Consider the following 24,810-nt stretch of genomic DNA (forward strand, 5'->3'; position numbering starts at 1 on the left):
CCTCGTCCACCTGCCGCCCTACTCGCCCGAGCTGAACGCCATCGAGAAGGTCTGGCAGTATCTGCGCGACCGCTACCTGTCGGGGCGGCTGTTCCCCGGCACGCGGGCCATCGTCGAGGCCTGCTGCACCGCCTGGAATAGCCTCATCGCCGAGACCGGACGCATCCGCTCCCTCACCGACTTCGAGTGGGCGCGACAGGTCAATCCATAGTGCGCTTGGTATAAGCAAGGACTCGGAGGGGCGGCCCCCATGCGTGCGAAGTTGTGGCGCTGTGGATCGGAGAGGGGCCCTGCCCCTCTCCGAACCTCACCCCGCCAGGGTGCTGGGCACCCTGGACCGGCCGGTGCCTGGTGCCGGGCTTGACTGCCGCACCGGCAGGACGAAGCGCGCTTCGGGCACGGCGCGCGGGAGGAATCCCGGCCTCCCGGCGCGGCGCATCCTTCGTCGCCGCGGAACTCCTGCCCTGCCCAACACCAGGTGACGGTTTCCAAGGGCCTTTCGGCCTTTGGTGGGGTGGCCCGGAGGGGCAAGGCCACTCCGGCCTTCAGGCGCCACGGGACCAGGACATCGTCCCGTCCTACCGTCGCGCCCGCTCCACGAATGGCGCATCGCGGCACGCCGCCAGCGCATCCCACGCCGCCCGCACATGCTGCGCCCCATGCGCCCGTTCCAGCCGCCGCAGCGTGAAATGCCCGCGCGCCACGCCGCGGAAATGTTCCAGGAAGGCCAGGTTCACCGCCGCCCCCGCCGCCGCGCCAAGCACCGGCGCCGCCTGCGCCGACAGCTTCAGCCCGATCGGCCCGACGAAGCGCGAGGCCACCGCCGCGACGAAGCCCGGCAAGATGGTGCGCCCGGCGGCGCCCTTCAGCGCCTCCGCCAGCGCCAGGCGCACCGCGAAGTAGCCGCTCTCCGCCGCGTCATCGGAGGGCGAGGTGCCGCCGAGGGCGAAGACCTTCAGGCATTCCGCCGCTGCCTCGGGCGTCCCCAGGTCCTCGCCTTCCTCCGCGCCGATGGCGGCGACCTGGCGCAGCAGGATGGTGGTGGAAACCGGCAGTTCGACCAGCGTGCCCGGCAGGCCGAAGGCGCCGCCCAGCGCGCCGCTCGCCGCCGCGAGCCCGCGGTGGAACCAAGCCGAGGGGACCGGCAGCGGCGTCGTCGCCGGGCCGGAGCGCAGCGCGGCGGTCATCGCAGTGGTCAGCGCCGTGCGCACCGCGCCATCCACGCCGCCCTGCACGCTCCTGGGCAGGCGCGCGCGGAGCGCCTCCACCGGCACGCCGGCCACGGCCGCGAGGCGCGCGGCGAGGGAGGGGCGCTCCAGCGCCATGAAGGCGGCACGCAGGTCGCGCCGCGCGGCGTCGTTCAGCCCTGGGGTGGTCAGTGTCAGGCTCATGCGTGCCGTGCCAGATGGCCCTGGCCTCGCGCCCGGTCCAGGGCCGCGTCGTCGCGTTCGGCCGCGGCGGCATAGGGCGCGAGCCGCTCGGCGATCACCCGCGCCACCGCCTCCACCGCGGCGCGGCGCGGGAAGGCGGCACGCCAGGCGATGCGCACGGTGCGCGACGCCTTCTGCCGCAGTGGCCGCAGCACGATGCCGGAATCCTGAGCGGCGCCGGCGGCCAGGCCCGGAATGAGCGTGGTGCCGTAGCCGGCGGCGACCATGTTGATCAGCGTCGCCAGGCTTGCCGCGCGCAGCGAGCCGCCGAGCGGCCCCGCCAGGCCGCAGGCCGCGAGCGCCTGGTCGCGCAGGCAGTGCCCGTCCGCCAGCACCAGCACGTCGGGGGCGAGGTCGTCCTCCCCGATGCGCTTCTGGGCGGCGAGCGGATGATCGGGCGGCAGGGCCGCGAGGAAGGGCTCGGTGAACAGCGGCCGGGTCACCAAGTCCGTGCCGTCCGGCTCGGTGGCGATCAGCGCGGCATCCAGCTCGTGCCCGCGCAGGCGCTCGAGCAGGGTCGCGGTGACGTCCTCCCACGGTTCGATCTCAAGATCCGGCAGCGCCTCCTGCAGCGGCGCGAGCACCAGCGGCAACAGGTAGGGGCCGAGCGTCGGGATGATGCCGAGACGCAGCGTGCCCCGGAGCGGGTCCATCGCGCTGCGCGCGAGCGCGGCCATCGCGTCGATTTCCGCCACCGCGACGCGGGCGTGGGAGAGCAGCAGCTCGCAGATCGGCGTCGGCACCACCTGCTTGCTGTTGCGCTCGAACAGCACGATGCCGAGTTCCTCCTCCAGTTTGCGGAGCTGGACGGAGAGCGTGGGCTGGCTGACGCGGCAGCTCTCGGCGGCCTTGCCGAAATGCCGGTGTTCGGCGACGGCGAGGAGATAGCGAAGATCGCGGAGGTTCATCGCGGGATCGTCGGGACCGATGCTGCACCGCAGCGGCACCTTGCCGCCGCGCAAGAGAAGTGACGCCATCCCACGGCAAAGCACAATGATTGGCAATGCCTATCGTGATCTTCGGAAACTGTCACTTCCGTGATCGTTGGCGCGGCGCATAGGCTTCAACCGGAACCGCTGGAGGAGGAACCGCGCATGACCATGCCGCTTGCCTTGCGCCTGGTCGTCGCGCCGGTGATGGGCCCGGGTCGCTTCCCGGGGCTTCGCGGTCTCGATCCACGGACCAGTTCCATCAACGCAGTCACGATCGGAGAAGAACATGGACGGAAATGACGTCGCGACCGCGGGCAAGTGCCCGGTGATGCACGGAAGGCCGACGGCTGCGCGCTTCACGACCCGGTCCAACCGCGACTGGTGGCCGAACCAGCTCAACCTGCGCATCCTGAGCCAGCAATCGGCCAAGTCCAATCCGATGGGCGCGGCGTTCGACTATGCCGCGGAGTTCAGGAAGCTCGACCTCGATGCGCTGAAGAAGGACCTCATCGCGCTGATGACGGTCTCGCAGGATTGGTGGCCGGCGGATTACGGCCACTACGGCCCGCTGTTCATCCGCATGTCCTGGCACGCCGCTGGCACCTACCGCACGGCGGACGGCCGCGGCGGCGGATCGACCGGCGCGCAGCGCTTCGCGCCGGAGAATTCCTGGCCCGACAATGCGAACCTCGACAAGGCGCGGCGCCTGCTGTGGCCGATCAAGCAGAAGTACGGCAACAGCATCTCCTGGGCCGACCTGCTGGTCTTCGCCGGCACCTGCGCGATGGAATCCATGGGCCTGAAGCCCTTCGGCTTCGGCTTCGGCCGCGTCGACATCTGGGAGCCCGAGGAGGACATCTACTGGGGCTCCGAGGACACCTGGCTCGGCGACATGCGCTACACGGGCGACCGCCAGCTCGAGAATCCGCTCGCGGCCGTGCAGATGGGCCTCATCTACGTCAACCCGGAAGGGCCGAACGGGAATCCGGACCCGGTCGCCTCGGGCCGCGACATCCGCGAGACCTTCTCGCGCATGGCGATGAACGACGAGGAGACGGTGGCGCTCACCGCCGGCGGACACACCTTCGGCAAGTGCCACGGCGCCGGCGATGCGGGGCTTGTCGGCCGCGAGCCGGAAGCCGCGCCGATGGAGCAGATGGGCCTCGGCTGGAAGAGCAGCTTCGGCAGCGGCAAGGGCGGGGACGCCATCACCAGCGGCATCGAGGGCGCCTGGACCCCGACGCCGACCAAGTGGGACAATTCCTACTTCGACATGCTGCTGGGCTACGAATGGGAGCTGACGAAGAGCCCGGCCGGCGCGCATCAGTGGAAGCCCAAGGACCCCGCCGCGGCGACGCTGGTGCCCGACGCGCATGACCCGACCAGGCGCCACCCGCCGATGATGACCACGGCGGACATGGCGATGAAGATGGATCCGGAATACCGGAAGATCTCCGAGCGCTTCCACAAGAACCCGGACCAGTTCGCCGACGCCTTCGCCCGCGCCTGGTTCAAGCTGACGCATCGCGACATGGGGCCGAAGTCCCGCTACCTCGGCGCGATGGTCCCGAAGGAGGACCTGATCTGGCAGGACCCCGTCCCGCCGGTCACGCACAAGCTGGTGGAGGAGGCGGACGTCGCGGCGCTGAAGGCGAAGATCCTCGCCTCCGGCCTGTCGGTTTCGCAGCTCGTTGCCACCGCCTGGGCCTCGGCGTCGACTTTCCGCGGGTCGGACCGCCGCGGCGGAGCGAACGGCGCGCGCATCCGCCTCGCGCCGCAGAAGGATTGGGAAGTGAACCAGCCGGCGCAGCTCGCCACGGTGCTGGCGAAGCTCGAGGGCATCCAGAAGGAGTTCAACGCCTCCGCGACCGACGGCAAGCAGGTCTCGCTCGCCGACCTGATCGTGCTCGCCGGCGGCGCGGCGATCGAGCAGGCGGCGACGGCCGCCGGCCATGACGTCAAGGTGCCCTTCGCGCCGGGCCGGACGGATGCGACGGCGGAGCAGACCGACGCGGCCTCCTTCGCGGTGCTCGAACCGGAGGCGGACGGGTTCCGCAACTACCGAAAGGCCCGCTACACGGTCTCGGCCGAGGAGCAGCTCATCGACAAGGCGCAGCTCCTGACGCTGACCGCGCCGGAGATGACGGTGCTGGTCGGTGGCCTGCGCGTGTTGGGCGCGAATCACGGCGGGTCGCCGCACGGCGTCTTCACCAGCCGTCCGGGCACGCTGACGAACGACTTCTTCGTCAATCTTCTCGACATGGGCACGGCCTGGGCGCCGACGGACGACACGGCGGAGGAATTCCAGGGCCGCGACCGCGCGACGGGCACCGTGAAATGGACGGGCACGCGCGTCGACCTGGTGTTCGGGTCGAACTCGCAGCTCCGCGCCCTGTCGGAAGTCTATGCGCAGGCCGACAACCAGGCGAAGTTCGTGAACGACTTCGTGGCCGCCTGGACCAAGGTGATGAACGCGGATCGCTTCGACCTGGCCTGACGTCGGCGGAACGGCGTCCCGACGCGGCAGCGCTTCAGCCGCGTCGGGAGGTGAGGTCCGGGTACGATCGCAGCCATTCACGCCTGTGGTCATTCCGGACACTGTGGCGGCGGCTCCCGGCACATATGGCCGGGGCCGCGGGCGGGGGCCGGAGGGCGGGGACCCGCTGCCCGGCTGGGTGCGGCCAGGGCGCTAGCTGCCCGGGCATCAAGGGGCGCGAGACCCCGGGGGAGGAGAAGGATGGCCAGCACCGCGGATGCCGCGGCGCGGGGAGAGGTGCGCCGGGCGGGCCTCGCCGCCGACGGGCCGCTGCCGCGCCTGCTGACGTTGCTGCGCACCGCCGAGGAGACCCACGTCGACGCCGCCGGGGCGCAGCGCCTTGCCGTCGCGGGGGGGCTAGCACTTGGCCGGGCGGAGGTGGCCGATCTGCTCGAGGCGCTGGCGGGCAAGGGCCTGCTCGGCCGGGTGCCGTCGATGGGTGGCGGGGCGGTCTACGACACCGTGCCGCATCCACATTCCCATCTGGTGGACGAGGCGACCGACACGGTCGTCGATCTCGATGTCTCGCCCGAGACTTTGTCGGCCATCATCCGCCAGGCCATCGCCGACCAGCCCGGCCGGGTGGAGGTGCTGCTGCGGATCCGGGCGCCGGCCGGCGAGACGGCACCGGCGCGGCGCGGGAGGCCGCGACGGGCGCCGGGCCGGTGATCCTCCCGCAGCCGGGTCGCCGGCCTGCCTTCGCCCGTCCGTGCCGGCGCATCGCGACCGGGTTCCGTCCTATTCGCGGACGACGCGATAGAGCGCCGGGAAGAAGGCCGGTCCGGCCGGCGGCGGGGTGCGCAGGTCCGCCTGCATGCGCCGCATGGCCTCGGCGAAGGCCTCGGGGCTCTCCCACAAGGCGACATTGACGAACTGGAATCGTGCCCCCGGCGCCATGGCCTGGTGCAGGCGTGTCGAGACATGGCCCGGCTGGCGCGCCAGCAGGTCGCGCGCCGCTTCCCAGGAGCGGATCGCTTCCTCCAGCCCGCCGGCGGGCACCTCGAGGACGTTGATGAGCATGACCGATTCCGCCGAAGCCTGCGGCGGGAAGTCGGGTGTCCGGCGGGGCGGTTGCAGCCATAAACCTATGCCGTCAATTTGGTGCTTCGTTGTCAATCATGCCGCAACGAAGGCGCCGGCTAGGTTGGCGCCCCTTGCGCCACGCCCCTGCCAGCGCCTACTCCCCTCCCGTCGGCGCCGACGCCGAGGGGATGCGATGAACTGGATTTCCGACTGGGCCCTGCCGAAGATCTCGGGCCTCTTCAAGCGGGAGGTGCCGGAGAATCTCTGGCACAAATGCCCCGCCTGCGAGCAGATGATCTTCCGCCGCGACCTGGAAGCGGCCCTGCATGTCTGCCCGCATTGCGGCCACCACATGCGCATCTCCGCGGTGCGCCGGCTGGAATGCACGCTCGATGCCGGCTTCTCCCGCATCGAGCTGCCGAAGGCGCCGGCCGACCCGCTGCGCTTCCGCGACCAGCGTCGCTACTCCGACCGGCTGAGGGAAGCGCAGGTAAAGTCGGCGATGGATGACGCCGTCGCCGTCGCGCACGGCACCATCGAGGGCGAGCGGGCTGTCGTCGCCGCCTTCGAATTCGCCTTCATGGGCGGGTCGATGGGCGCCGGGGTGGGGGAGGCGATCGTCACCGCCGCCAAGCTCGCCGTGCTGCAGGACAGCCCGCTGGTCGTCTTCACCGCCTCGGGCGGGGCGCGCATGCAGGAAGGCGCGATCTCGCTCATGCAGATGCCGCGCACCGTCATCGCGACGCGGCTGGTGAAGGAAGCCGGCCTGCCCTTCATCGTCGTGATGTGCGACCCGACGACGGGCGGCGTCACCGCCTCCTTCGCCATGCTGGGCGACATCCATATCGCCGAGCCGGGGGCGATGATCGGCTTCGCCGGCGCGCGGGTGATCGAGCAGACGGTGCGCGAGAAGCTGCCCGAGGGTTTTCAGCGGGCGGAGTACCTGCTGGAGCACGGCATCCTCGACATGGTGGTGAAGCGGGGGGAGATGCGCGGCGTCCTCGCGCGCGTGCTCGGCCTGCTGCGCGTGCCGCTGGTCGCACCCGCCGCCGCGGTGGAGCCGGAGCCCGAGGCACCGCCCGCCGAGGAACCCGCCGCACCCGCCCAGCCCTGACCGCAACGGACCCCCCGAAGCCATGTCCCGCGCCGAGGCGATCGTCGAGCGCCTGCACGCGCTGCATCCGAAGCTGATCGACCTCAGCCTCGAGCGGATGGAGCGCGCGCTGGCCGCGCTCGGCCACCCGGAGCGGCACCTGCCGCCCGTGGTGCATGTCGCCGGCACCAATGGCAAGGGCAGCACCTGCGCCTTCCTGCGCGCGATCGGGGAGGCGGCAGGGCAACGCGTGCACGTCTTCACCTCCCCCCATCTGGTGCATTTCCACGAGCGCGTGCGGCTGGCCGGCACGTTGGTCTCCGACGCCGAGCTGACCGCGGCGCTGGAGGAGGCCGAGGCGAGGAACGCCGGCGAACCCATCACCGTCTTCGAGATCACCACCGCCGCCGCCCTGCTGCTGTTCAGCCGCGTGCCGGCGGATCTGCTGGTGCTGGAGGTCGGCCTCGGCGGGTTGTACGACGCCACCAATGTCGTGGCACGGCCGGCGGCGACGGCGATCACCAGCGTGTCGATGGACCACATGGAATTCCTCGGCGACACGCTGGGCGGCATCGCCGTGGAGAAGGCCGGCATCATCAAGCCGGGTGTGCCCTGCGCCACCGGCCAGCAAGCCCCGGAAGCCGCCGAGGCGATCGCCCGCATCGCCGCCGAGCGCGGCGCGCCGCTGCTGGTGCGCGGGCGCGACTGGCGCTGCGATGCCACCGAGGGGGGCGGGCTGCGCTACGCCGATGCGCGCGGCGCGCTCGACCTGCCGCCGGCCGCCCTGCCCGGCCCGCACCAGGCGGAGAATGCCGGCATCGCCATCGCCGCGCTGCGCGCCTGGAACCCGTCCTGGCTGACCGACATCGCCGTGGCGCGCGGCGTCGCCGCCGCGGAATGGCCGGCGCGGCTGCAACGCCTGCGCGGCGCCCTGGCGGCGACCCTGCCGGCGGGTTTCGAGCTGTGGCTCGACGGCGGGCACAATGCGGGGGCGGGGCTGGCGCTGGCGTCGCACCTGCCGTCCTGGCGCGACCGGCCGCTGCACCTCGTCGTCGGCATGAAGCAGGGCAAGGCGAGCGGGGAATTCCTCCGCCCGCTGATCCCCTTCGCGACCTCGCTGACCGCCGTGGCCGAGCCCGGCCAGCACCTGGCGATGCCGGTCGAGGACATCGTCGCCGCCAGCGGCGGCGTCGCCCGGCCCGGCCCCACGGTGGCCGAGGCGCTGGCGCGCATCGGGCGGGAGGAGCCGCCCGGCCGCGTGCTGATCTGCGGCAGCCTCTATCTGGCGGGCGAGGTGCTGAAGGCGGAGGCCATCGCTCTCGCCTGAGGCCCGTGACGCGTGGCACGATGCGGGATGCCTTGCCGCCACCACGCTGCGCCGGTGAGGGATCGGCGCCAACGGCGCGTCCCTGTCCTGCGCGCCGCCGATCCGCCCCCCCCCCGGCCGCCGTGCCGCGTGCCGCCGCCAGCCTCGCCCACGCCGGAGCGTGACTGAGCGGATGCAGACAGCGGATTTCGACCTGCTGGTGGTGGGCGGCGGCATCAACGGCGCCGGCATCGCGCGGGACGCGGCCGGGCGGGGCTTTTCCGTCTGCCTCGTGGAGCGCGGCGATCTGGCCGGCGCGACCTCCTCGGCCTCCACGAAGCTGATCCATGGCGGGCTGCGCTACCTCGAGCACTACGAGTTCCGCCTGGTGCGGGAGGCCCTGGCCGAGCGCGAGGTGATGCTGCGCATCGCCCCGCACATCGTCTGGCCGATGCGCTTCGTGCTGCCGCACCGGCCGGAGATGCGGCCGCGCTGGATGATCCGCGCGGGGCTGTTCCTGTATGACCATCTGGCGCGGCGGGTCAGCCTGCCGGGCCACGAGGCGATCGACTGCCGCTCCCACCCCTACGGCGCGGCGCTGAAGCCGGAACAGACGCACGCCTTCGTCTATTCCGATTGCTGGGTGGAGGATTCGCGCCTGGTCGTGCTGAACGCGCGCGACGCGGTGGCGCGCGGTGCGGAGGTGCATGTGCGCACGGCGCTGCTCTCCGCGCGGCGCGAGGCGGACGGCTGGTCCTGCGAGATCGGCGGGCTCGGCCAGCCTTCGCGGCAGGTGCGGGCGCGGGCGCTGGTGAATGCCGCCGGCCCCTGGGCGCTGGAGGCACTGGGCCTTGCGGGCGTGAAGCCGCGCGGCCGGGTGCGGCTGATCAAGGGCAGCCACATCGTCGTGCCCGCGCTGCAGGCCGGGGAGCAGGCCTACCTGCTGCAGAACGACGACCGGCGGGTGGTGTTCGTCATCCCTTACCAGGGGCGGTTCTCGCTGATCGGCACCACCGACATTCCCTACGAGGGCGATGCGCGGGACGCGAAGGCCTCGCCGGAGGAGATCGCCTATCTCTGCGGCGCGGTGGCGAAGCAGTTCCGCCGCGCGCCGATGCCGGGCGAGGTGGTGTGGACCTACAGCGGCGTGCGGCCGCTCTACGACGACGGTGCGTCGGACGCGTCGAAAGTGACGCGGGACTACGTGCTGGAACTGGATGACGGCAAGGGGCGGCCGCCGGTGCTGTCGGTGCTGGGCGGGAAGATCACCACCTACCGGCGGCTGGCGGAGGAGGCGGTGGAGAAGGTTGCCGATGCGCTAGGACGTCCGGCGGGGACGAGTTGGACGGCGACCGCGGCGCTGCCGGGTGGCGATGTCGGCGCCGCTGGATTCGATGCCTTCGCGGCCGAGGCGGCGCGGCGGTATGCGTGGGTGCCGCCGGCGATGCTGCGGCGGCTGCTGCGGGCCTATGGCAGCGAGGTGGATGCGCTGTTGGCCGGGGCGACGAAGATGGATGACCTCGGGCGCGACTACGGCGCCGGGCTGACGGAGCGTGAGATCGACTGGCTCGTCGGCCAGGAATGGGCGCGCAGCGCGGAGGACGTGCTGTGGCGGCGGTCGCGTCTTGGGCTGCACATGAGCGCGGAGGAGCGGCAGGCGGTGGCGGCGCGGCTCTGACCCGCTACGCCTGCTTCCGCTCGATCAGCTCCCTGCGGATCTTCCGCCCGCGGCGGATGCGATCCTCGATGAATTCCGCCTGCCCGTAGCGCACCGCGCGGCCCAGCGCGTGCGCGTCCTCGCTGAAGCGCGCCAGCATCTCGAGCAGCGCCTCGCGGTTGTTGAGGAACACGTCGCGCCACATGTCCACGTCGCTCGCCGCGATACGCGTGAAGTCGCGGAAGCCGGCAGCGGCGAATTTCAGCACCGCCTCCTTCGTCTCCTCCGCCAGGTCGTCGGCCGTGCCGCAGATGGTGAAGGCGATCAGGTGCGGCAGGTGGGAGACGATGGCGACCACGCGGTCATGCGTCGCCGGGTCCATCGTCTCGGTCATCGAGCCGCAGCGCCGCCAGAACTCCCGCACCTTGGCGACCGCGTCGGGGTCGCTGTCCGGCAGCGGCGTGACGATGCAGTAGCGGCCCTGGAACAGCTCGGCGAAGCCGGCATCCGGGCCGGAATGCTCGGTGCCCGCCATCGGGTGCGCGGGCACGAGACGGACGCCCGCCGGCACCAGCGGCGTCAGGTCCCGCACCACGCTGCCCTTGGTGGACCCCACGTCGGTCAGCACGCAGCCCGGCGCGAGATGCGGCGCGATCGCCTGCATCACGCTCGCATAGGCACCGACCGGCACGCAGAGGATCACCCCGTCGCAGCCCTCCACCGCCTTGGCGACGTCATCCTCCACCACATCGACGATGCCGAGCTCGCGCACCCGGGCGAGAGTCTCCGGCCGCCGCGCGGTGGCGACGACGGTGCGCGCGATGTCCCCGCGCTTGCGCGCGACACGCGCGATGGACGACCCGATCAGCCCGATGCCGATCAGGCAGAGGCGGTTGAAGACGGGCTCAACCATTCTGCGCCATGAAGGCGGTCAGCGCCTCGATCACCATGGAGCATTCCTCGGCGTTGCCGATGGTGATGCGCAGGCAGGAACCGAGGCCGTAGGACGCCATGGCGCGCACGATCAGCCCGCGCTGCTTCATCGCCTCGTCCGCCGCCTTCGCCCTGGCCGCGTCGCCGAAATCGGCAAGCACGAAATTCCCTTCGCTCGGCCAGACCTTGATGCCGGCCGCGGTCAGCCCGGCGGACACCTTGCCGCGCCATTCGGTGTTGTGCGCGACCGAGGTCTCGACCCAGCCCTTCTCGGCCAGCGCCGCGATGCCGGCCGCCATCGCCGCCGCATTCACGTTGAACGGCCCGCGCACCCGGCTCAGCACATCGACCACCGCGGCCGGCGCATAGCACCAGCCGAGTCGCATGCCGCCCATGCCGAAGATCTTCGAGAAGGTGCGCGTCATCACGGTGTTGCCGGAGGCATCCACCAGCTTCGCTCCGGCGTCGTAGTCCGGCCGGGTGACGTATTCGGCGTAGGCGGAATCCAGCACCAGCAGGATGTCGTCGCGCAGCCCGGCACGCAGCCGATCCACCTCGGATTGCGGCAGGATGGAGCCGGTCGGATTGTTCGGGTTGGCGAGGAAGACCAGCCGCGTGCGCGGCCCGACGGCGGCGAGCATGCCGTCCACGTCGGTCGTCAGGTTCTTCTCCGGCACCTTGATGATCCGGCAGCCGGCCCAGCGGCCGGTGATCTCGTACATCAGGAAGCCGTGCGCGCTCATCACCAGCTCGGTGCCCTCCCCGCCATAGGCGAGGATCAGCAGCGCCAGCAGCTCGTCCGACCCGTTGCCGACGACGATGCGCGCGGGGTCGAGCCCGAAGCGCGCGCCGATCGCCTCACGGATCGCCTTGGCGCCGCCATCCGGGTAGCGGTGCGCCTCGCCCGCCATGGCGCGGATCGCCTCGATCGCGCCGGGCGGCGGGCCGAAGGCGCCCTCATTGGAGGACAGCTTCACGATGCGGTTCACGCCCGGGATCTTGGACTCGCCGCCGACATAGGGTTCGACGGACAGGATCGAGGGACGGGGCATCACGGTCATGGCGTGTCTCCGACGACCGGCACCGCATAGGCGCCGAGGATGGTGCGCCGCGCCCAGGGCAGCGCGGCCAGGCGCGCATCCTCCGGGTGCAGGAAGCCTTCGATCTCGGCGAGCGCGAGCGTCTCCTCGCCGGCGCGCGTCACCAGCAGCGCCGCCGCGGGCAGGCCGGCATCGGCCAGCGCCTGGGCGATGCGCCCGCGGGCGGCGCTGGGCTCGGCCTCGACCAGAAGCAGGGTGCGGTCCTCGCCCGAGGCGTCCGCCGGCACCGGCCCCACCACCAGCGCCCCCGGTCCCCCGGGGTCGGTGACGAAAGGCAGCCGCGCCACCACCTGCAGCCGCGGCACGTCGAGATGCGCCCACCAGGCGGCTTCCTCCCCGTCGGTCTCCGCCGGCGCGGGCAGCACCGCGACCGAAACCTCGCCCCCGCTCAACGCCGCCAGGGCACGCGCCGGGGTGGGGTGGACGCGGATGGCGGCGATCGGGCCGAAATGCTCGCGCGCAAGGCGGGCATGGCCGGATTGCGGGTTGGGGGCGTGCACCGCGACGGAAAACTCGCCCTGGATGGCGATGCTCGCCATGAAGACCTCGCGCCAGATCCGCACCACGCGGGCGCGCGGGAGCGGCCCGGCATGGCGCGCCAGCAGCCGGCGCAGCACCGCCGCCTCCCGCCCCGGACGGACGGGAGATCCGCTGCCCTTGGCGCGGCTGCCGGCCAGGCGCGCAACGACCGCCGAACGCCGCATCAGCAGGTCGTGCATGGCGTCGTCGATCGCGTCGATCTCGGCGCGAAGGGCGGCGATCTCGGCCTCGGCGGGGGCGGTCGGGGGGATGTCGGGCATGCGGTCGGACCCAATAGACGGCGCGGCCCTGCCCGCCAAGCACTCGCGGTGGCGCTCGCCCGTTGCGGCGGCGGCGCGCGGGGCCTAATCCTGCCCGGCCATGTCACAGGCCATCGCCCCCTTCCCGGAGGTCGCGCACCAGCACGCCGTCTTTCCCGACGGATTGCCGCTGGATTGTGGCGCCGTGGTCGTACCGCTCACCGTCGCCTACCGCACCTATGGCACGCTGAACGCCGAGCGCAGCAACGCCGTGCTGGTCTGCCATGCGCTGACCGGGGACCAGTACCTGGCCGAGCCGCACCCCGTCACCGGCAAGCCCGGCTGGTGGGAGAGCATCGTCGGCCCCGGCAAGCCGCTCGACACCGACCGGTACTTCCTGGTCTGCGCCAATGTGCTCGGCGGCTGCATGGGATCGACCGGGCCGCGGAGCGAGATGACGGATGCGGAAGGGCGCGGCCTCGGCCGCCCCTGGGGGACGGATTTTCCCTCCGTGACCATCCGCGACATGGTCCGCGCGCAGAAGCGGCTGATGGAGCATCTCGGCATTGCGCGCTGGCTCGCGGTGATCGGCGGGTCGATGGGCGGGATGCAGGTGCTGGAATGGGCGGCGACCTATCCGGATGCCGTCCTGGCCGCGGCGCCGATCGCCTGTGCCGCGCATCACTCGGCGCAGAACATCGCCTTCCACGAGGTCGGCCGACAGGCGATCCATGGCGACCCGGACTGGATGGGCGGGCGGTACTGGGAGGAAGGGCGCATCCCCGCGCGCGGCCTCGCGGTGGCGCGGATGGTCGCGCATATCACCTACCTGTCGGAGCAGGCGCTGACGCGGAAATTCGGGCGGCGGCTGCGCGGGGCGAGCGCGCTGACGTTCCTCGAGGACGTGTTCGAGGTGGAGTCCTACCTGCGCTACCAGGGCTCGACCTTCGTGCAGCGCTTCGACGCGAATTCCTACCTGACCATCACGCGGGCGATGGATTTCTTCGACCTGGCGGCGGAGCACGAGGGCGACCTCTCGGCCGCCTTCCGCGGCACGGCGACGCGCTTCTTCCTGGCGTCCTTCAGCAGCGACTGGCTGTTCCCGACCAGCGAGAGCCGCGCCATCGTGCGCGCGCTGAACGCGGCGGGGGCCAGCGTGTCCTTCGTGGAGATCGCCTCCGACAAGGGGCACGACGCCTTCCTGCTGGAGGAACCGGAGTTCCACGCGGCGCTGGGCGGGTTCCTGCGTGGGGCGGCCGAGAAGGCGGGGGTCTGAGCATGCCCGAAGCCCCCACCGACATCCGCTACGTCGCCAAGAACATGCGCCTCGACCTCCGCCTGATCGCGGAGATGATCCCCCACGGCGCCAAGGTGCTCGACATCGGCTGCGGCGACGGCGCGCTGATCGAACACCTCACGCGCGAGAAGCAGGCCGATGCCCGCGGCATCGAGATCGACATGGCGGAGGTCACCAAGGCCGTCTCCTCCGGCCTCGCGGTCATCCACGGCGATGCCGACAACGACCTCGCCTTCTATCCGGATGGCGGCTTCGACTACGTGGTGCTGTCGCGCACGCTGCAGGCGGTGGAACGCCCGCGCGAGGTGCTGCGCCAGATGCTGCGCATCGGCGCCCACGCCATCGTCTCCTTCCCCAATTTCGGCCACTGGGAATTGCGCTGGCGGCTGCTGACGCGCGGGCGCATGCCCGACACCGAGACCTGGAACCGCCCCTGGTACGAGACGCCGAACATCCACCCCTGCACGATCCTCGACTTCATCGCGCTGTGCGAGATGGAAGGGTATCGCGTGGAGAAGTGGCTGGCGGTGGATGAGCGGGGCCTCAAGGCCCCGTGGCGCCGCTCCGTGCGGCTGGCGAACCTGTTCGGCGAACAGGCGCTGTTCCTGCTGCGCCGCGCCGGATAGCGCGGCGCGGACGCCGTCAGTGCAGCGGCGCGAGCCGCTGTTCGTCACCGCGCGGCACGCAATCCGTCGCGCAGTGGAGTTTCACACCCTGCACCAGCGTCGCGGCCATGCAGGCATGCCGCGCCGCTTCCTCCGAACCGAGCCTCCTGCATTCTGCCGCCACGTAGGTCAGCATCATCAGGATCGCACTGCGGTCCGTGCATTCTGCATCCGGCTCCTCTGTCAACATCGCCTCATCCATGGCCGTCTCTCGTTGCGCTCCGCCGCCCCGCACCCACGTCACGGAGGGGTGAAAGCCCTCAACCTTTAACGCTGCTCTGGCGGGAGTCGACAGGGCTCTGACGGGCTGAAGTCAAGGTTTGACGTCCTTTTCACGCCGCTCTCGCGCTGTGCGCGAAAAACGACAGATTGCGCTCACGCTGCGTTAGTTTTTCGTGGGGTGGACGATATGGAGGCCGTGCCGACAACCGGCGCGCTTGCGCATGCCGCGCGCGATTCAGCGCGGCGACATCGCCCGCTGCGGCACGGCGGCATCGGGCCAGGCGAGCGGCGCAAGGCGCAGCAGCGGAATGCGTGCGAGGGCGACGGTGCCGTTGGCGACCATCAGCGGCAACTCCACCTGCGGTACGCGACCGCCTTCGGGCACGCGCCCGAGCAGCGTGGCGATGCCCTGCGCGGTGCGTGCGGCGCCGCGCGTGATGACGCCCGCCGCGGCCATCGATTCCAGCGCCGCCGGCGCGTCGCTCAGCCGCAGCGTGCCCGCCGCCGCAGGCTGCAGGGCGGGATCGAGCGTCACCCTCATTTCCCCCTCGCCCACCAGGGTCCCCCAGCGCAGCGACATGCGGCGCAGCTCGACCGCACCGCCGGCATCGCGCCAGGCCGCGGCGACCGCCGCCGGCCCGTAGGCGGGCAGCGCGCCGGGCAAGGGCAAGGGGCCGGTCAGCACCGCTTCCAGCCGCGCCTGCTCGACATGCCGCCCGAAGGCCGCCAGCGCCGGGGAGGCCGGGGCAGGCGGCAGCATCACGCCCTCGGCCGCCGCCTCCAACATGACGATCGGCTCCGCATCGGCCATGCCGCTCCGGGCCGACAGCGCAGCCGCGACGCGCTGCGCCTCGAAGGGTCCCTCGGGTGTCGTCGCGCGCAGGCGCTCGGCCAGCACATCCAGCGCGCGCGGCGGCAGACCCGGCTCGAGAGCCAGCGTCGCTTCCAGCCGCTCCGCACCGAGCAGGATCTCGGCATTGCCCAGCCGCAGCCGCAGTTCGCCCGGCATCGTCAACACCAGGCGATCGAGGCGCGGCGGGGCGATCTGCAGCACGAACTCCGGTGCATCGAACCCGAAGTCATCCGGCAGGGCGGCGCTGCGGCCGGCAACGCGCAGTCCGGGGACGGTCAGGCGGGCAGCGAAAGGCCAGCCGCCGCGATAGGGCAGTTCGTGTTCGATCTCCCATCCCTGGGCGCGGCGCATCGTCGCCCAGTCCGAGAAGCCGACGGCGAGGGCCCCGGTCATCCAGCGCCAGGCGAGACCATGCGCCAGCAGCAGCGCGGCCAGGGTGGAGACCAGCCCGAGCGCGGTGCGGCGGAAGAGCCTTCGGGGGCGGGGGGGCGGCGTCTTGGCGGCGGTCACGCGCGACGGTATAGCGCCGCGCCCGCCGTGGCGCGACGCCACGCGGGGCGGGGCCCCGCATGCACCATCACATCGCCGAGCGGCACGACATCCTCGATGCCGACGGGCACCTCTACGTTTTCGCCTATGGTTCGCTGATCTGGCGGCCGGGCTTCGTGCATGCGGCGGCGCATCCGGCGCTGCTGCGCGGCTTTCATCGCCGCTTCTGCCTGTGGTCGCACCGCTACCGCGGCACGCCCGAACGGCCAGGCCTCGTGCTCGGGCTCGATCGCGGCGGCGCCTGCCGCGGCCTTGCCTTTCGTGTGGCGGCCACGGAGGCGGCCGAGGTGCTCGCCTATCTCGACGACCGCGAGCTGCCGGATGGGGCGGAGCAGGTCTATTTCCGCCGCATGCTGCCGCTGCGCCTGCTTGATTCCGGACGGATGGTGCGCGCCGCGGCCTATGTCGCGAACCGCGGTTGCCGGCTCTATGTCGGCCGCCTTCCGCCCGACCGCGCAGCCGCGGCGATCGCGGCGGGGCATGGGCAGATGGGTCCGAACCGCGACTACCTGCTCAACACGTTGCGACACCTGAATCAGATGGGTGTGCGCGATGCCGGGCTCGACCGGATCGCCGCGCTCTTGCCGGCGGAGTGATCCTCGCCGGGGCGGCGCACATCCCAGCGCGTCGGGCGGCGATGGGTCGCTGAGGCTCGTCAGCCCCCTCTTGTTCCGCAACCACAACGCACATGTCTGCGGCGGCTTATCCACAGCAGTTGAGAGGCCGTAGAAAACGATGCTGTTTCAATGGATTGGGTGGCCCTCCTGACCCATCCATTGAATTTTTCCGCAGGGCTATTCCCCAGACTTATCCACAAGGCCGGATAAGGAGGCCAAACGATCGCTTTCGCGTTCGATCACTTCCTGCAGCCTTGCCATCATGGCCCCCCGCGGCAGTCCGGACGGTAGCGGCGGCAGCACGGAGACGTGGATGCAGCCCCGTCGCTTGTGGAATGCCCGGCGGCCCCAGGTGAGCCCGCTATCCGTGGCAACCGGCACCAGCGGCGCGCCGGTCGCCAGCGCCAGCGCGGCCACGCCCGGCTGGTACGGCACGCGTTCCCCGGGGGCGGTGCGCGTGCCCTCGGGGAAGATCACCACCGGCCGGCCCGCGCCGAGCGCCGCCTGCGCCGCCCGCACCATGGCCTTCAGCGCGGAGGCGCCGCCCTTCCGATCCACCGCCACATGCCCGCAACGACGCGCCAGCAGGCCCCAGACCGGGATCGACAGCAGCTCCTGCTTCAGCACGTAGACCGGTGCCGGCAGCAGCATCAGCCACACCACCGTGTCGAAGGCCGATTGGTGCTTGGCGGCGATGATCGCCCCCTGCGGCGGGATGTGCTCGAGCCCCGACACCTCCAGCCGGATGCCGCAGACCGCGCGCAACAGCGCGACCACGCCGCGCGCCCAGGCGCGGACATAGGCGATCATCCAGGACGGCGGCGCCAGCAGCAGCGGCAGCGCGGCTATCGCCATCATCGCGCTGCCGCCGAGGAACAGCGCGTTGAACACGGCGGAACGCAGGAAGGTCACAGGTCGCGCATCTCCCGTCTGGTCGCGACGAGGCCCGAGAGCCCCGCCCGCGCCAGCAGGTAGCGCCCGTACTCGCCGAGCAGAAGGGCCCATACCGCCGGTCGTCGCAACGCGCCCGGCGCCCGCAGCACGGCGGAGGGCACCGGGTGCGGCACCAGTTCCGTCCTCGGCAGGGCGCGGCGCAGCTCCAGCATGGCGCGCGGCATGTGGTAGCCGGCGGTGACGATACGCAGCGAGCGCGCTTCTTCCCCACGGACCCAGGCGGCGGCCTCGGCGGCGTTGCCGCGGGTGCTGGCGGCGGCGTGGCCGATGGTGACGCGCCCGGCGAAGCGCGCGGGGTCGACGCCGGCCGCGGTGGCGATCTCGGCGAGACCGGCCTCCGGATGCGCGCCGGAGATCAGCATGCGTCGCGCGCTACCCTCGGCGAGCAGGCGGAAGCCCGTGGCAACGCGCTCGCTGCCGCCGGTCAGCACCACGATGCCGTCGGTCTCCGCCGCCGAAGGCGCCGGCGGATCGAGCACGGCGACGAGAAAGGCGGCGAAACCCACCACCAGGGCAAGGGACAGGAGCGCCGCAGCCCCGATGGCGACACGCCGCGCGGGGCGGCTACGCGACGGCGGCGTGTCGCTCACGGCAGGCGCCGCAGCCACAGCCTCACCGAGGCCTGGGTGGCGACCCAGCCGACGGCGGCCGCCGCCAGCGGCACGGCGGCGAGGTCGAGCCAGGGCAGGGCATGCCAGGATGTCGCCCCGGCCAACGGCCCCGCGAGCCGCACCAGCCCCGCCAGCGCCGGCAACGCGAGCGCCGTGCCCAGGGCACCGCCCACGCCGGCGAGATAGGCGGCGCGGCGGGCGAAGCGCCCGGCGACCTCGGCATCCGTGGCGCCGAGGCCATGCAGCACCAGCACCGCGTCGCGTCGCGCCGAGAGACCCGCGCGCACCGCCACCGCCACCACCGCCGCGCTGACGGCGGCGACGAGTGCGAGCACCGCCAGCGCCACGCCCTGCACCGCGGCGGCCAGCGCCGAGAGGTGCGCGACCCAGATGCCGTGCGCTTCCGTGACCGCGCCGGGCACTTCCTCGGCCACGCGATCGCCGATCAGCACGGGATCGGCGGAGAGATCAGCGAGGCGCAGCTCGATCACGCCGGGCAGCGGCAGCGACTGCGCGCCGCCCAGCCAGGGGCGCAGCAGCTCTGCCATGCGGGCGGGGTCCACCGCTTCGGCACCGGCCACCTCCGGCATGGCGCGAAGAATGGCGAGCGCCCGTTCCATCCGCGCCACATCCGGCTGCGGGATCTGCACCGTCACCGCGGCCTGGGCGCCCTCCCGCCAGCGCTGCGCCAGCCGCTCGGCGCCGCCCCGCCCCGCCAGGGCCAGCGCGGCAAGCAGCGCCATCGCCGCCACCATGCCGATCAGCAGCCGGTCCGCCAGCGCTTTGCGCAGGCCGAGCGGGTCGCGGGCCAAGCGGCGCCGGGGTTCAGCCATCCGACACCAGCCGCCCGCCCTCGAGCGCCAGCATGCGCGCCGGGTGGCGCGCGGGGAGATCCTCGGAATGCGTGGCGACCACCACGATCGTGCCCTGGCGGTTCATCTCGGCAAGCAGGGCGAGGGTGCGGCGAGCCTGGCGGGCGTCGAGCTCCGAGGTCGGCTCGTCCGCCACCAGCAGGGCAGGGCGCGTCACCACGGCGCGGGCGATGGTCAGGCGCTGCTGTTCGCCGCCCGAGAGCTCCGCCGGCCGGCGTTCCTCCTTGCCGGCGAGTCCCATCCAGTCGAGCAGCTCGGCGACGTCGTTGCGGACGGTCGACTCCGCGGTGCCGGCGAGGCGCAGCGGCAGCGCGATGTTGTCCCAGGCCGAAAGATGCGCGAGCAGGCGGAATTCCTGATGGACCACGCCGATGCGGCGGCGCAGCGGCGGCAGGTCCCGCCGACGCGCGCCGGAGAGCGGGATGCCGAGCAGTTCCACCTCCCCCTGGGTCGGGCGCAACGCAGCCTGCATCAGGCGCAGCACCGAGGTCTTGCCCGCGCCGGAAGGGCCGAGGATCCAGGTGAAGGACCCTTCGCCCAGGGTGAAGGAAATGTCGCGCAGCACTTCGGTTCCGCCGCGTCCGCGCGGATCCGGGTAGGCCAGGGCCACGCGGCTGAATCGCACCATCGGCCTGTTGTGCCCGCCCCGGCGTCGCGCCTCAACCGCTGCTTGCCGTCAGCGGCGCGGCGGTCGAGGATGCGTGCTCGATGCGCATCGCCTGCCCTTCCTGCTCAACCGAATATGATGTGCCGGACCGGCTGCTCGCCGGGGCCGCGCGTACGTTGCGCTGTTCGCGCTGCGCGGCGGTGTTCCCGCTGCCGCATGCGGAACCGCCCGCCGCCGAGGCGCCTCGGCCGCCGCCAGCTCTGCCGTCCCCGGCGCGCGACGCCGAACCCGCGCCGACGGCGGTCCCGCTGCCGCCCATGGGGCCACGGCCACCGATCGCCGCCGAGCCGAAGACGGATCGCGCGCTGATCAGGGCCTGGGTGGCGTCGCTGGTCGTCGTGGTGGGCGCCGCGGTCGCACTGGTGATGTTCCGCAGCTCGGTCATGACGGCGTGGCCGCCGGCGACGCGCCTCTTCGGCGCGATCGGGCTTGGCTGAAGAGGGGGGGTTTTGGCGGGGCTGAGAATGCAATATTATAACATTGCATTCTCTCCTGGAGCCTGCCGCATGTCCTTTCTCTGCGAGGTGTTTCCGCCCGACTCCGGGCCGACCTGGGTGGGCACGGCCGCCTGCGCCACCGCAAGCGACGATCAGGCAGTGCTGCTCGAGATCCTGCGCCCCGAGGTCGCCCTCGCCCTCTGGCTGCGACCGGAGCCGGCGGGGTGGCGCCGGCTGACCGCGCCGCTGCTGGCCGCCGCCCCCTTCCGCGCTGCCCGCGAGGACAGCCCCAAGGCGGCCGTGGACGGCGTGCTCGCCGCGCTCGGCCTGCCTGTGCCGGTCGAGCTGGCGGCAGACATGACACTGCTCGCACGGATCTTCGCCTCCATGACCGGGCAGGACCGCGTGCGCGTCCGGCTGGATGGCGTGACGCATGATGCCTGCCGCCGCTTCCACACGGATGCGGTCGGGCTGCGCCTTCTCTGCACCTATCGCGGCGCCGGCACGCAATGGACGATGTGCGGGCCGGACTGTCGCACGCCACACCAGGCGCCGCCTTGCTCGGTGGCGCTGCTCAAGGGCAGCCGCCACGACCCGCCACCGCCCACCGGCTGCCTGCACCGCTCTCCGCCGGTCTCCCGCCTGCCCGAACCGCGGCGGGCACGGCTCCTGCTCTGCATCGACGAAGCCGGGATCTTCCAATGACCAGGACCGACCATCGCCTGCCGGTGACGGTGCTCTCGGGCTTCCTCGGCGCCGGGAAGACCACGCTGCTCAACCACGTGCTGGCGAACCGCGAGCGGCGGCGCGTCGCCGTCATCGTCAACGACATGAGCGAGGTGAACATCGACGCGGCGCTGATCGGCAATGCCGGCACGCTCTCCCGCACCGAGGAGCGACTGGTGGAAATGTCCAACGGCTGCATCTGCTGCACCCTGCGCGAGGATCTGATGCAGGAGGTTGCGGCGCTCGCGCGGGAAGGCCGCTTCGACGCATTGCTGATCGAGAGCACCGGCATCAGCGAGCCCATGCCCGTCGCCGCCACCTTCGACTTCCGTACCGAAGATGGCTTCTCGCTTGCCGACCTCGCACGGCTCGACACCATGGTGACGGTGGTGGATGCCAAGGCCTGGCTCGAGGACTACGCCTCGGCCGACACCCTGGTGAAGCGCGGCGAGACGACGGGGGAGGGCGATACGCGGCTGCTGGTCGATCTCCTGGTCGAACAGGTGGAGTTCGCCGACGTCATCGTGCTGAACAAGGCGGACCTGGTGCCGGAGGAGGAGCTGCGCCGGCTCGGCGGCATCATCGCGACCTTCAATCCGCGCGCCGAGATCGTGGCGAGCATCCGCGGGCAGGTACCGCTTTCGCGTGTGCTCGACACCGGGCTGTTCGACTTCGACGCGGCGCGCCAGGCCGCGGGCTGGATCCAGGCGCTGTCGGGACACCATTTGCCGGAGAGCGAGGAATTCGGCATCCGGTCCTTCGTCTGGCGTGCACGGCGACCGCTGCATCCGGCGCGGTTCAAGCGGCTGATCGAGGGCGACCTGCCAGGAGTGGTGCGGGCGAAGGGATTCTTCTGGCTGGCGACGCGGCTCGCCTGGGCGGGGGAATGGCAGCTCGCCGGGCGCATCGGGCAGCACGAGCCGGCCGGGTTCTGGTGGGCGGCGCAGCCGCGGAGCCAGTGGCCGGACGATCCCGACTGGCGTGCCATGGTCGCGTCCCAATGGCAGGAACCCTGGGGGGATCGGCGGCAGGAGATCGTCTTCATCGGGGTGGGGATGGACGAGGCCGGGTTGCGGCAGGACCTCGACGCCTGCCTGCTGACGGAGGCGGAGATGACGGCGGGGGCGGAGGGTTGGGCGAAGCTGGCGGATCCGTTTCCGGGCTGGCGGGAAGGTTAGGTTAGGTTAGGGGCGCCTCGCCGGCGGCATGCAGGCCGAAGGGGCTTTGCCCCTCCGGGCCACCCCACCAAAGGCCGAAAGGCCTTTGGGAACCATTGCCTGGTGCTGGGCACCGCTGGTGTTCCGGCGCGCGCGGGCGCGGGTTTCGGCACCAATCCCAACCGCAGAGCGCGGCGCCGGATGGTGGTTTCGAGAAGCCGTTCGGCCGATCAGGGCCGGTTCAGATGCAAGGCATCGGCAATGGGAACCCGCGGCGGAGTGGCCTCTGGAGGAGCGCGCCCCTCCGACTTTCCTCCGCCCCCAGGGCCCCGGCATCAGGGCAGGAGAACGGTGCTGCCGGTCGTCTGACGCGCTTCAAGCGCGCGATGGGCGTCTGCCGCGTCCTTCAGCGCGAAGGTCTGGTTGACACGGATCTTCACGGCGCCGGAACCGACCACCTCGAAAAGGTCGTTGGCGCGGTCGATCAGATCCTCGCGCTTCGCGGTGTAGGTCGCGAGCGTGGGGCGCGTGACATAGAGCGAACCCTTGGCCGCCAGGATGCCGAGGTCGGGGATCGCCACCGGGCCCGAGGCATTGCCGTAGGACACCATCATCCCGAAGGGCGCCAGGCAATCGAGCGAGGTATTGAAGGTGTCACGCCCGACGCTGTCGAAGACCACGGGCAGCATGGCGCCGCCGGTGATGTCCTTCACCCGGGCCGGCACGTCGTCCTTTGTCAGCAGCACGTGAGCGGCGCCATGGGCCTTGGCCAGCGCGGCCTTCTCCTCGGTGCTGACCACACCGATCACGGTGCAGCCGAGGTGCTTCAGCCACTGGCACATGATCAGGCCGACACCGCCGGCCGCCGCATGCACCAGCACCGTCTGGCCAGACTGCACCGGGTAGCACTTCTTGATGAGGAAGGCAGCGGTCATGCCCTGCAGCATCATCGCGGCGCCCTGCTCGAAGGGAATGGCTTCGGGCAGCTTCACCAGGCGGTCGGCCTTGATGCAGCGCGCCTCGGCATAGGCACCGATCGGGGCGGTGGCATAGGCGACCCGGTCGCCCGGCGCGACCTCGGTGACGCCTTCGCCGACCGCCTCGACGATGCCCGAACCCTCCATGCCGATGATCGCGGGCAGGGAGGGCGCCTTGTAGAGGCCGGTGCGGAAATAGACGTCGATGAAATTCAGGCCGACGGCCTTGTGGCGGACCAGCGCCTCCCCGGGCTTGGGCGCGGGGAGGGGGATGTCCTCCCAGACCATCTTCTCGGGGCCGCCGGTCTCGTGGATGCGGATGGCGTGGGTCATGAAGTCCTGGTCCGTCGCTTGGCCCGCGTGCTGGCGGCCGTGAAGAGTGGCCCGTCCCCCAGCGCCCGGCGCTCGAGGTCGAGGAGATACCGCTTGGTAGCCTCTCCCTCGCCGCCCGAATAGCCGCCGAGGGAGCCGTCCGCCGCCACCACCCGGTGGCAGGGAATCAGGATCGGGATGGGGTTGGCACCGTTGGCCTGGCCAATGGCGCGCGGGGCGCGGCAGCCGACCTGCTTCGCGATATCGAGGTAGGAACGCGTCTCGCCGGACGGGATGGTGCAGAGCGCATCCCAGACCTTGCGCTGGAACGCCGTACCATGCGGGGCGAGGGGGAGATCGAATTCGGCCCGCGCCCCGTCGAAATAGTCGTGAAGCTGGTCCCGCGCCTGCCGGAGCAGCGGAGTCTCGACCTGGTCTCGCCCACGACCCCAGTCGAGGGCGACGATGGCGCCGTCCTCCTCTGAAACAGTGAGGTCGCCGAGCGGTGTGTGGAGGGATAGCTGCGGCATCGGTCGGCGACACCACACCGGGCCGCGGGTCCCGTCAAGCGCGGCGGCCGTTGGTGTTCATTCCCGCGCATGGGTGCGTCTTGGAGCGGCAGGGCACGGCCGCTACATGCTGCCGCAGCCTGCATCCGGAGCCGCCCGCGTGACCGACGCCGACCCGCCGCTCTTCTACGCCGCACACGTCTTCGTCTGCACCAACCGGCGGCCCGACAACCATCCGCGCGGCTGCTGCGCGGCACGCGGGTCCGAGAAGCTGCGCGACTACATGAAGGCGCGCGCGAAGGAGCTGAAGATCCCGAACATCCGCGTCAACAGCGCCGGCTGCCTGGAACGCTGCGAATTCGGCCCGGCGATGGTCATCTACCCGGAGGGGATCTGGTACCGGCCGACCAACGTCGATGACGTGGAGGAGATCCTGCAGGTCCACGTCATCGGCGGGGGGCGGGTCAGGCGGTTGATGCTGACCGAGAAGGACGTGGTGCCGGCGAAGGGGTAAGGGTGTTTCACGTGGAACAGAAGGTCGGGGGAGAGAACTCCCCCGAACCCCCTCCTTCTTCTGGCCGGGCACCCGGCCATCG

Annotated in this window: 28 protein-coding genes; 14 read left to right on the forward strand and 14 right to left on the reverse strand. The window is 71.7% G+C overall.

Going from position 1 to position 24,810, the window contains the following annotated elements; translation table 11 throughout:
• Window positions 1–211: transposase (locus GXW74_RS14740; protein WP_211847284.1), on the forward strand; the 211-nt coding region annotated here is incomplete at its 5' end.
• 367 nt (window positions 212–578) lie between these two features.
• Here the strand turns inward: GXW74_RS14740 and GXW74_RS14745 are convergent.
• Entirely contained in the window at window positions 579–1,391 is an 813-nt protein-coding gene (locus GXW74_RS14745) for an EcsC family protein (protein ID WP_211847285.1), read from the reverse strand.
• Window positions 1,388–2,338: a LysR substrate-binding domain-containing protein gene (locus GXW74_RS14750; RefSeq protein ID WP_211847286.1), complete on the reverse strand. Its 951-nt coding sequence runs from the start codon at window positions 2,336–2,338 to the stop codon at window positions 1,388–1,390. Before GXW74_RS14750 ends, GXW74_RS14745 begins: the two co-directional genes overlap by 4 nt.
• Before the next feature lie 186 nt (window positions 2,339–2,524).
• On the opposite strand from GXW74_RS14750, the gene GXW74_RS14755 reads away from it, so the two are divergent.
• The 3 genes from GXW74_RS14755 (at window position 2,525) to GXW74_RS14765 (ending at window position 5,567) form a co-directional block, all read left to right on the forward strand.
• A complete protein-coding gene (locus GXW74_RS14755) occupies window positions 2,525–2,662 on the forward strand; it encodes a hypothetical protein (RefSeq protein ID WP_211847287.1) in 138 nt (45 codons plus the stop codon).
• Entirely contained in the window at window positions 2,649–4,859 is a 2,211-nt protein-coding gene (gene katG / locus GXW74_RS14760; RefSeq protein ID WP_211847288.1) for a catalase/peroxidase HPI, read from the forward strand. Before GXW74_RS14755 ends, katG begins: the two co-directional genes overlap by 14 nt.
• Before the next feature lie 240 nt (window positions 4,860–5,099).
• Complete coding sequence (locus GXW74_RS14765; protein WP_211847289.1) at window positions 5,100–5,567, forward strand: transcriptional repressor; 468 nt, start codon at window positions 5,100–5,102, stop codon at window positions 5,565–5,567.
• A gap of 69 nt (window positions 5,568–5,636) precedes the next feature.
• Here GXW74_RS14765 and GXW74_RS14770 read toward each other — a convergent pair whose 3' ends face one another.
• Complete coding sequence (locus GXW74_RS14770; RefSeq protein ID WP_211847290.1) at window positions 5,637–5,918, reverse strand: antibiotic biosynthesis monooxygenase family protein; 282 nt, start codon at window positions 5,916–5,918, stop codon at window positions 5,637–5,639.
• A gap of 196 nt (window positions 5,919–6,114) precedes the next feature.
• On the opposite strand from GXW74_RS14770, the gene accD reads away from it, so the two are divergent.
• The 3 genes from accD (at window position 6,115) to glpD (ending at window position 9,998) form a co-directional block, all read left to right on the forward strand.
• Complete coding sequence (accD, locus tag GXW74_RS14775) at window positions 6,115–7,035, forward strand: acetyl-CoA carboxylase, carboxyltransferase subunit beta (protein ID WP_211847291.1); 921 nt, start codon at window positions 6,115–6,117, stop codon at window positions 7,033–7,035.
• 22 nt (window positions 7,036–7,057) lie between these two features.
• Window positions 7,058–8,341 (forward strand): bifunctional folylpolyglutamate synthase/dihydrofolate synthase, encoded by a 1,284-nt coding sequence (locus GXW74_RS14780; protein WP_211847292.1) that lies wholly within the window; start codon window positions 7,058–7,060, stop codon window positions 8,339–8,341.
• Window positions 8,342–8,513: 172 nt separating this feature from the next.
• Window positions 8,514–9,998, forward strand: a complete 1,485-nt coding sequence (gene glpD / locus GXW74_RS14785) for a glycerol-3-phosphate dehydrogenase (protein ID WP_211847408.1) — start codon at window positions 8,514–8,516, stop codon at window positions 9,996–9,998.
• A gap of 4 nt (window positions 9,999–10,002) precedes the next feature.
• On the opposite strand, the gene GXW74_RS14790 is transcribed toward glpD, so the two are convergent.
• From GXW74_RS14790 to GXW74_RS14800, 3 genes are read right to left on the reverse strand one after another with little or no spacing between them, the layout of a single operon-like run.
• Window positions 10,003–10,890 carry a prephenate/arogenate dehydrogenase family protein gene (locus GXW74_RS14790; RefSeq protein ID WP_211847293.1) on the reverse strand — a complete coding sequence of 296 codons (888 nt, stop codon included), beginning with the start codon at window positions 10,888–10,890 and terminating at the stop codon, window positions 10,003–10,005.
• Window positions 10,883–11,971: a histidinol-phosphate transaminase gene (gene hisC, locus GXW74_RS14795; RefSeq protein ID WP_211847294.1), complete on the reverse strand. Its 1,089-nt coding sequence runs from the start codon at window positions 11,969–11,971 to the stop codon at window positions 10,883–10,885. Before hisC ends, GXW74_RS14790 begins: the two co-directional genes overlap by 8 nt.
• The gene (locus GXW74_RS14800; protein WP_211847295.1) at window positions 11,968–12,810 is read right to left on the reverse strand and encodes a chorismate mutase; all 843 of its coding nucleotides are present in this window, start codon (window positions 12,808–12,810) and stop codon (window positions 11,968–11,970) included. Before GXW74_RS14800 ends, hisC begins: the two co-directional genes overlap by 4 nt.
• Window positions 12,811–12,910: 100 nt before the next feature.
• Here GXW74_RS14800 and metX point away from each other — a divergent pair, with 100 nt between their 5' ends.
• Both metX and metW read left to right on the forward strand, forming a co-directional pair.
• Entirely contained in the window at window positions 12,911–14,065 is a 1,155-nt protein-coding gene (gene metX / locus GXW74_RS14805) for a homoserine O-acetyltransferase MetX (RefSeq protein WP_211847296.1), read from the forward strand.
• A gap of 44 nt (window positions 14,066–14,109) precedes the next feature.
• Window positions 14,110–14,712: a methionine biosynthesis protein MetW gene (gene metW / locus GXW74_RS14810; RefSeq protein WP_211847409.1), complete on the forward strand. Its 603-nt coding sequence runs from the start codon at window positions 14,110–14,112 to the stop codon at window positions 14,710–14,712.
• Window positions 14,713–14,728: 16 nt separating this feature from the next.
• On the opposite strand, the gene GXW74_RS14815 is transcribed toward metW, so the two are convergent.
• The gene (locus tag GXW74_RS14815; protein ID WP_211847297.1) at window positions 14,729–14,953 is read right to left on the reverse strand and encodes a hypothetical protein; all 225 of its coding nucleotides are present in this window, start codon (window positions 14,951–14,953) and stop codon (window positions 14,729–14,731) included.
• 255 nt (window positions 14,954–15,208) lie between these two features.
• On the reverse strand, window positions 15,209–16,336 hold the full coding sequence (locus GXW74_RS14820) for a DUF2125 domain-containing protein (protein ID WP_211847298.1): 1,128 nt from the start codon (window positions 16,334–16,336) through the stop codon (window positions 15,209–15,211).
• A 59-nt stretch (window positions 16,337–16,395) separates the two neighbouring features.
• Here GXW74_RS14820 and GXW74_RS14825 point away from each other — a divergent pair, with 59 nt between their 5' ends.
• Window positions 16,396–16,971, forward strand: a complete 576-nt coding sequence (locus GXW74_RS14825; RefSeq protein WP_211847299.1) for a gamma-glutamylcyclotransferase — start codon at window positions 16,396–16,398, stop codon at window positions 16,969–16,971.
• 198 nt (window positions 16,972–17,169) lie between these two features.
• Here GXW74_RS14825 and GXW74_RS14830 read toward each other — a convergent pair whose 3' ends face one another.
• From GXW74_RS14830 to GXW74_RS14845, 4 genes are read right to left on the reverse strand one after another with little or no spacing between them, the layout of a single operon-like run.
• Window positions 17,170–17,904 (reverse strand): lysophospholipid acyltransferase family protein, encoded by a 735-nt coding sequence (locus GXW74_RS14830; protein ID WP_211847300.1) that lies wholly within the window; start codon window positions 17,902–17,904, stop codon window positions 17,170–17,172.
• Window positions 17,901–18,536, reverse strand: coding sequence for a YdcF family protein (locus tag GXW74_RS14835; protein ID WP_338148241.1), 636 nt, complete (start codon window positions 18,534–18,536; stop codon window positions 17,901–17,903). The genes GXW74_RS14830 and GXW74_RS14835 overlap by 4 nt, the downstream gene beginning before the upstream one ends.
• Window positions 18,533–19,390 (reverse strand): cell division FtsX domain-containing protein, encoded by an 858-nt coding sequence (locus GXW74_RS14840; RefSeq protein ID WP_211847301.1) that lies wholly within the window; start codon window positions 19,388–19,390, stop codon window positions 18,533–18,535. Before GXW74_RS14840 ends, GXW74_RS14835 begins: the two co-directional genes overlap by 4 nt.
• On the reverse strand, window positions 19,383–20,057 hold the full coding sequence (locus tag GXW74_RS14845) for a cell division ATP-binding protein FtsE (RefSeq protein ID WP_211847302.1): 675 nt from the start codon (window positions 20,055–20,057) through the stop codon (window positions 19,383–19,385). Before GXW74_RS14845 ends, GXW74_RS14840 begins: the two co-directional genes overlap by 8 nt.
• A gap of 80 nt (window positions 20,058–20,137) precedes the next feature.
• Between GXW74_RS14845 and GXW74_RS14850 the strand changes: the two genes are divergently transcribed.
• The 3 genes from GXW74_RS14850 to zigA all read left to right on the forward strand — a co-directional run bounded on the left by GXW74_RS14850 (window position 20,138) and on the right by zigA (window position 22,437).
• A complete protein-coding gene (locus GXW74_RS14850; protein WP_211847303.1) occupies window positions 20,138–20,533 on the forward strand; it encodes a zinc-ribbon domain-containing protein in 396 nt (131 codons plus the stop codon).
• Window positions 20,534–20,602: 69 nt separating this feature from the next.
• Window positions 20,603–21,238, forward strand: a complete 636-nt coding sequence (locus tag GXW74_RS14855) for a DUF1826 domain-containing protein (RefSeq protein ID WP_211847304.1) — start codon at window positions 20,603–20,605, stop codon at window positions 21,236–21,238.
• Window positions 21,235–22,437 (forward strand): zinc metallochaperone GTPase ZigA, encoded by a 1,203-nt coding sequence (gene zigA, locus GXW74_RS14860; RefSeq protein WP_211847305.1) that lies wholly within the window; start codon window positions 21,235–21,237, stop codon window positions 22,435–22,437. Before GXW74_RS14855 ends, zigA begins: the two co-directional genes overlap by 4 nt.
• A 314-nt stretch (window positions 22,438–22,751) precedes the next feature.
• Here the strand turns inward: zigA and GXW74_RS14865 are convergent, their stop codons facing one another.
• Both GXW74_RS14865 and GXW74_RS14870 read right to left on the reverse strand, forming a co-directional pair.
• Window positions 22,752–23,726 (reverse strand): quinone oxidoreductase family protein, encoded by a 975-nt coding sequence (locus tag GXW74_RS14865; protein WP_211847306.1) that lies wholly within the window; start codon window positions 23,724–23,726, stop codon window positions 22,752–22,754.
• Window positions 23,723–24,235: a methylated-DNA--[protein]-cysteine S-methyltransferase gene (locus GXW74_RS14870; protein WP_211847307.1), complete on the reverse strand. Its 513-nt coding sequence runs from the start codon at window positions 24,233–24,235 to the stop codon at window positions 23,723–23,725. The genes GXW74_RS14865 and GXW74_RS14870 overlap by 4 nt, the downstream gene beginning before the upstream one ends.
• A gap of 139 nt (window positions 24,236–24,374) precedes the next feature.
• Between GXW74_RS14870 and GXW74_RS14875 the strand changes: the two genes are divergently transcribed.
• Window positions 24,375–24,728 carry a (2Fe-2S) ferredoxin domain-containing protein gene (locus GXW74_RS14875; protein ID WP_408903877.1) on the forward strand — a complete coding sequence of 118 codons (354 nt, stop codon included), beginning with the start codon at window positions 24,375–24,377 and terminating at the stop codon, window positions 24,726–24,728.
• Window positions 24,729–24,810: the final 82 nt, after the last annotated feature.

The organism is Neoroseomonas eburnea (assembly GCF_018129005.1).
Classification (GTDB): domain Bacteria; phylum Pseudomonadota; class Alphaproteobacteria; order Acetobacterales; family Acetobacteraceae; genus Neoroseomonas; species Neoroseomonas eburnea.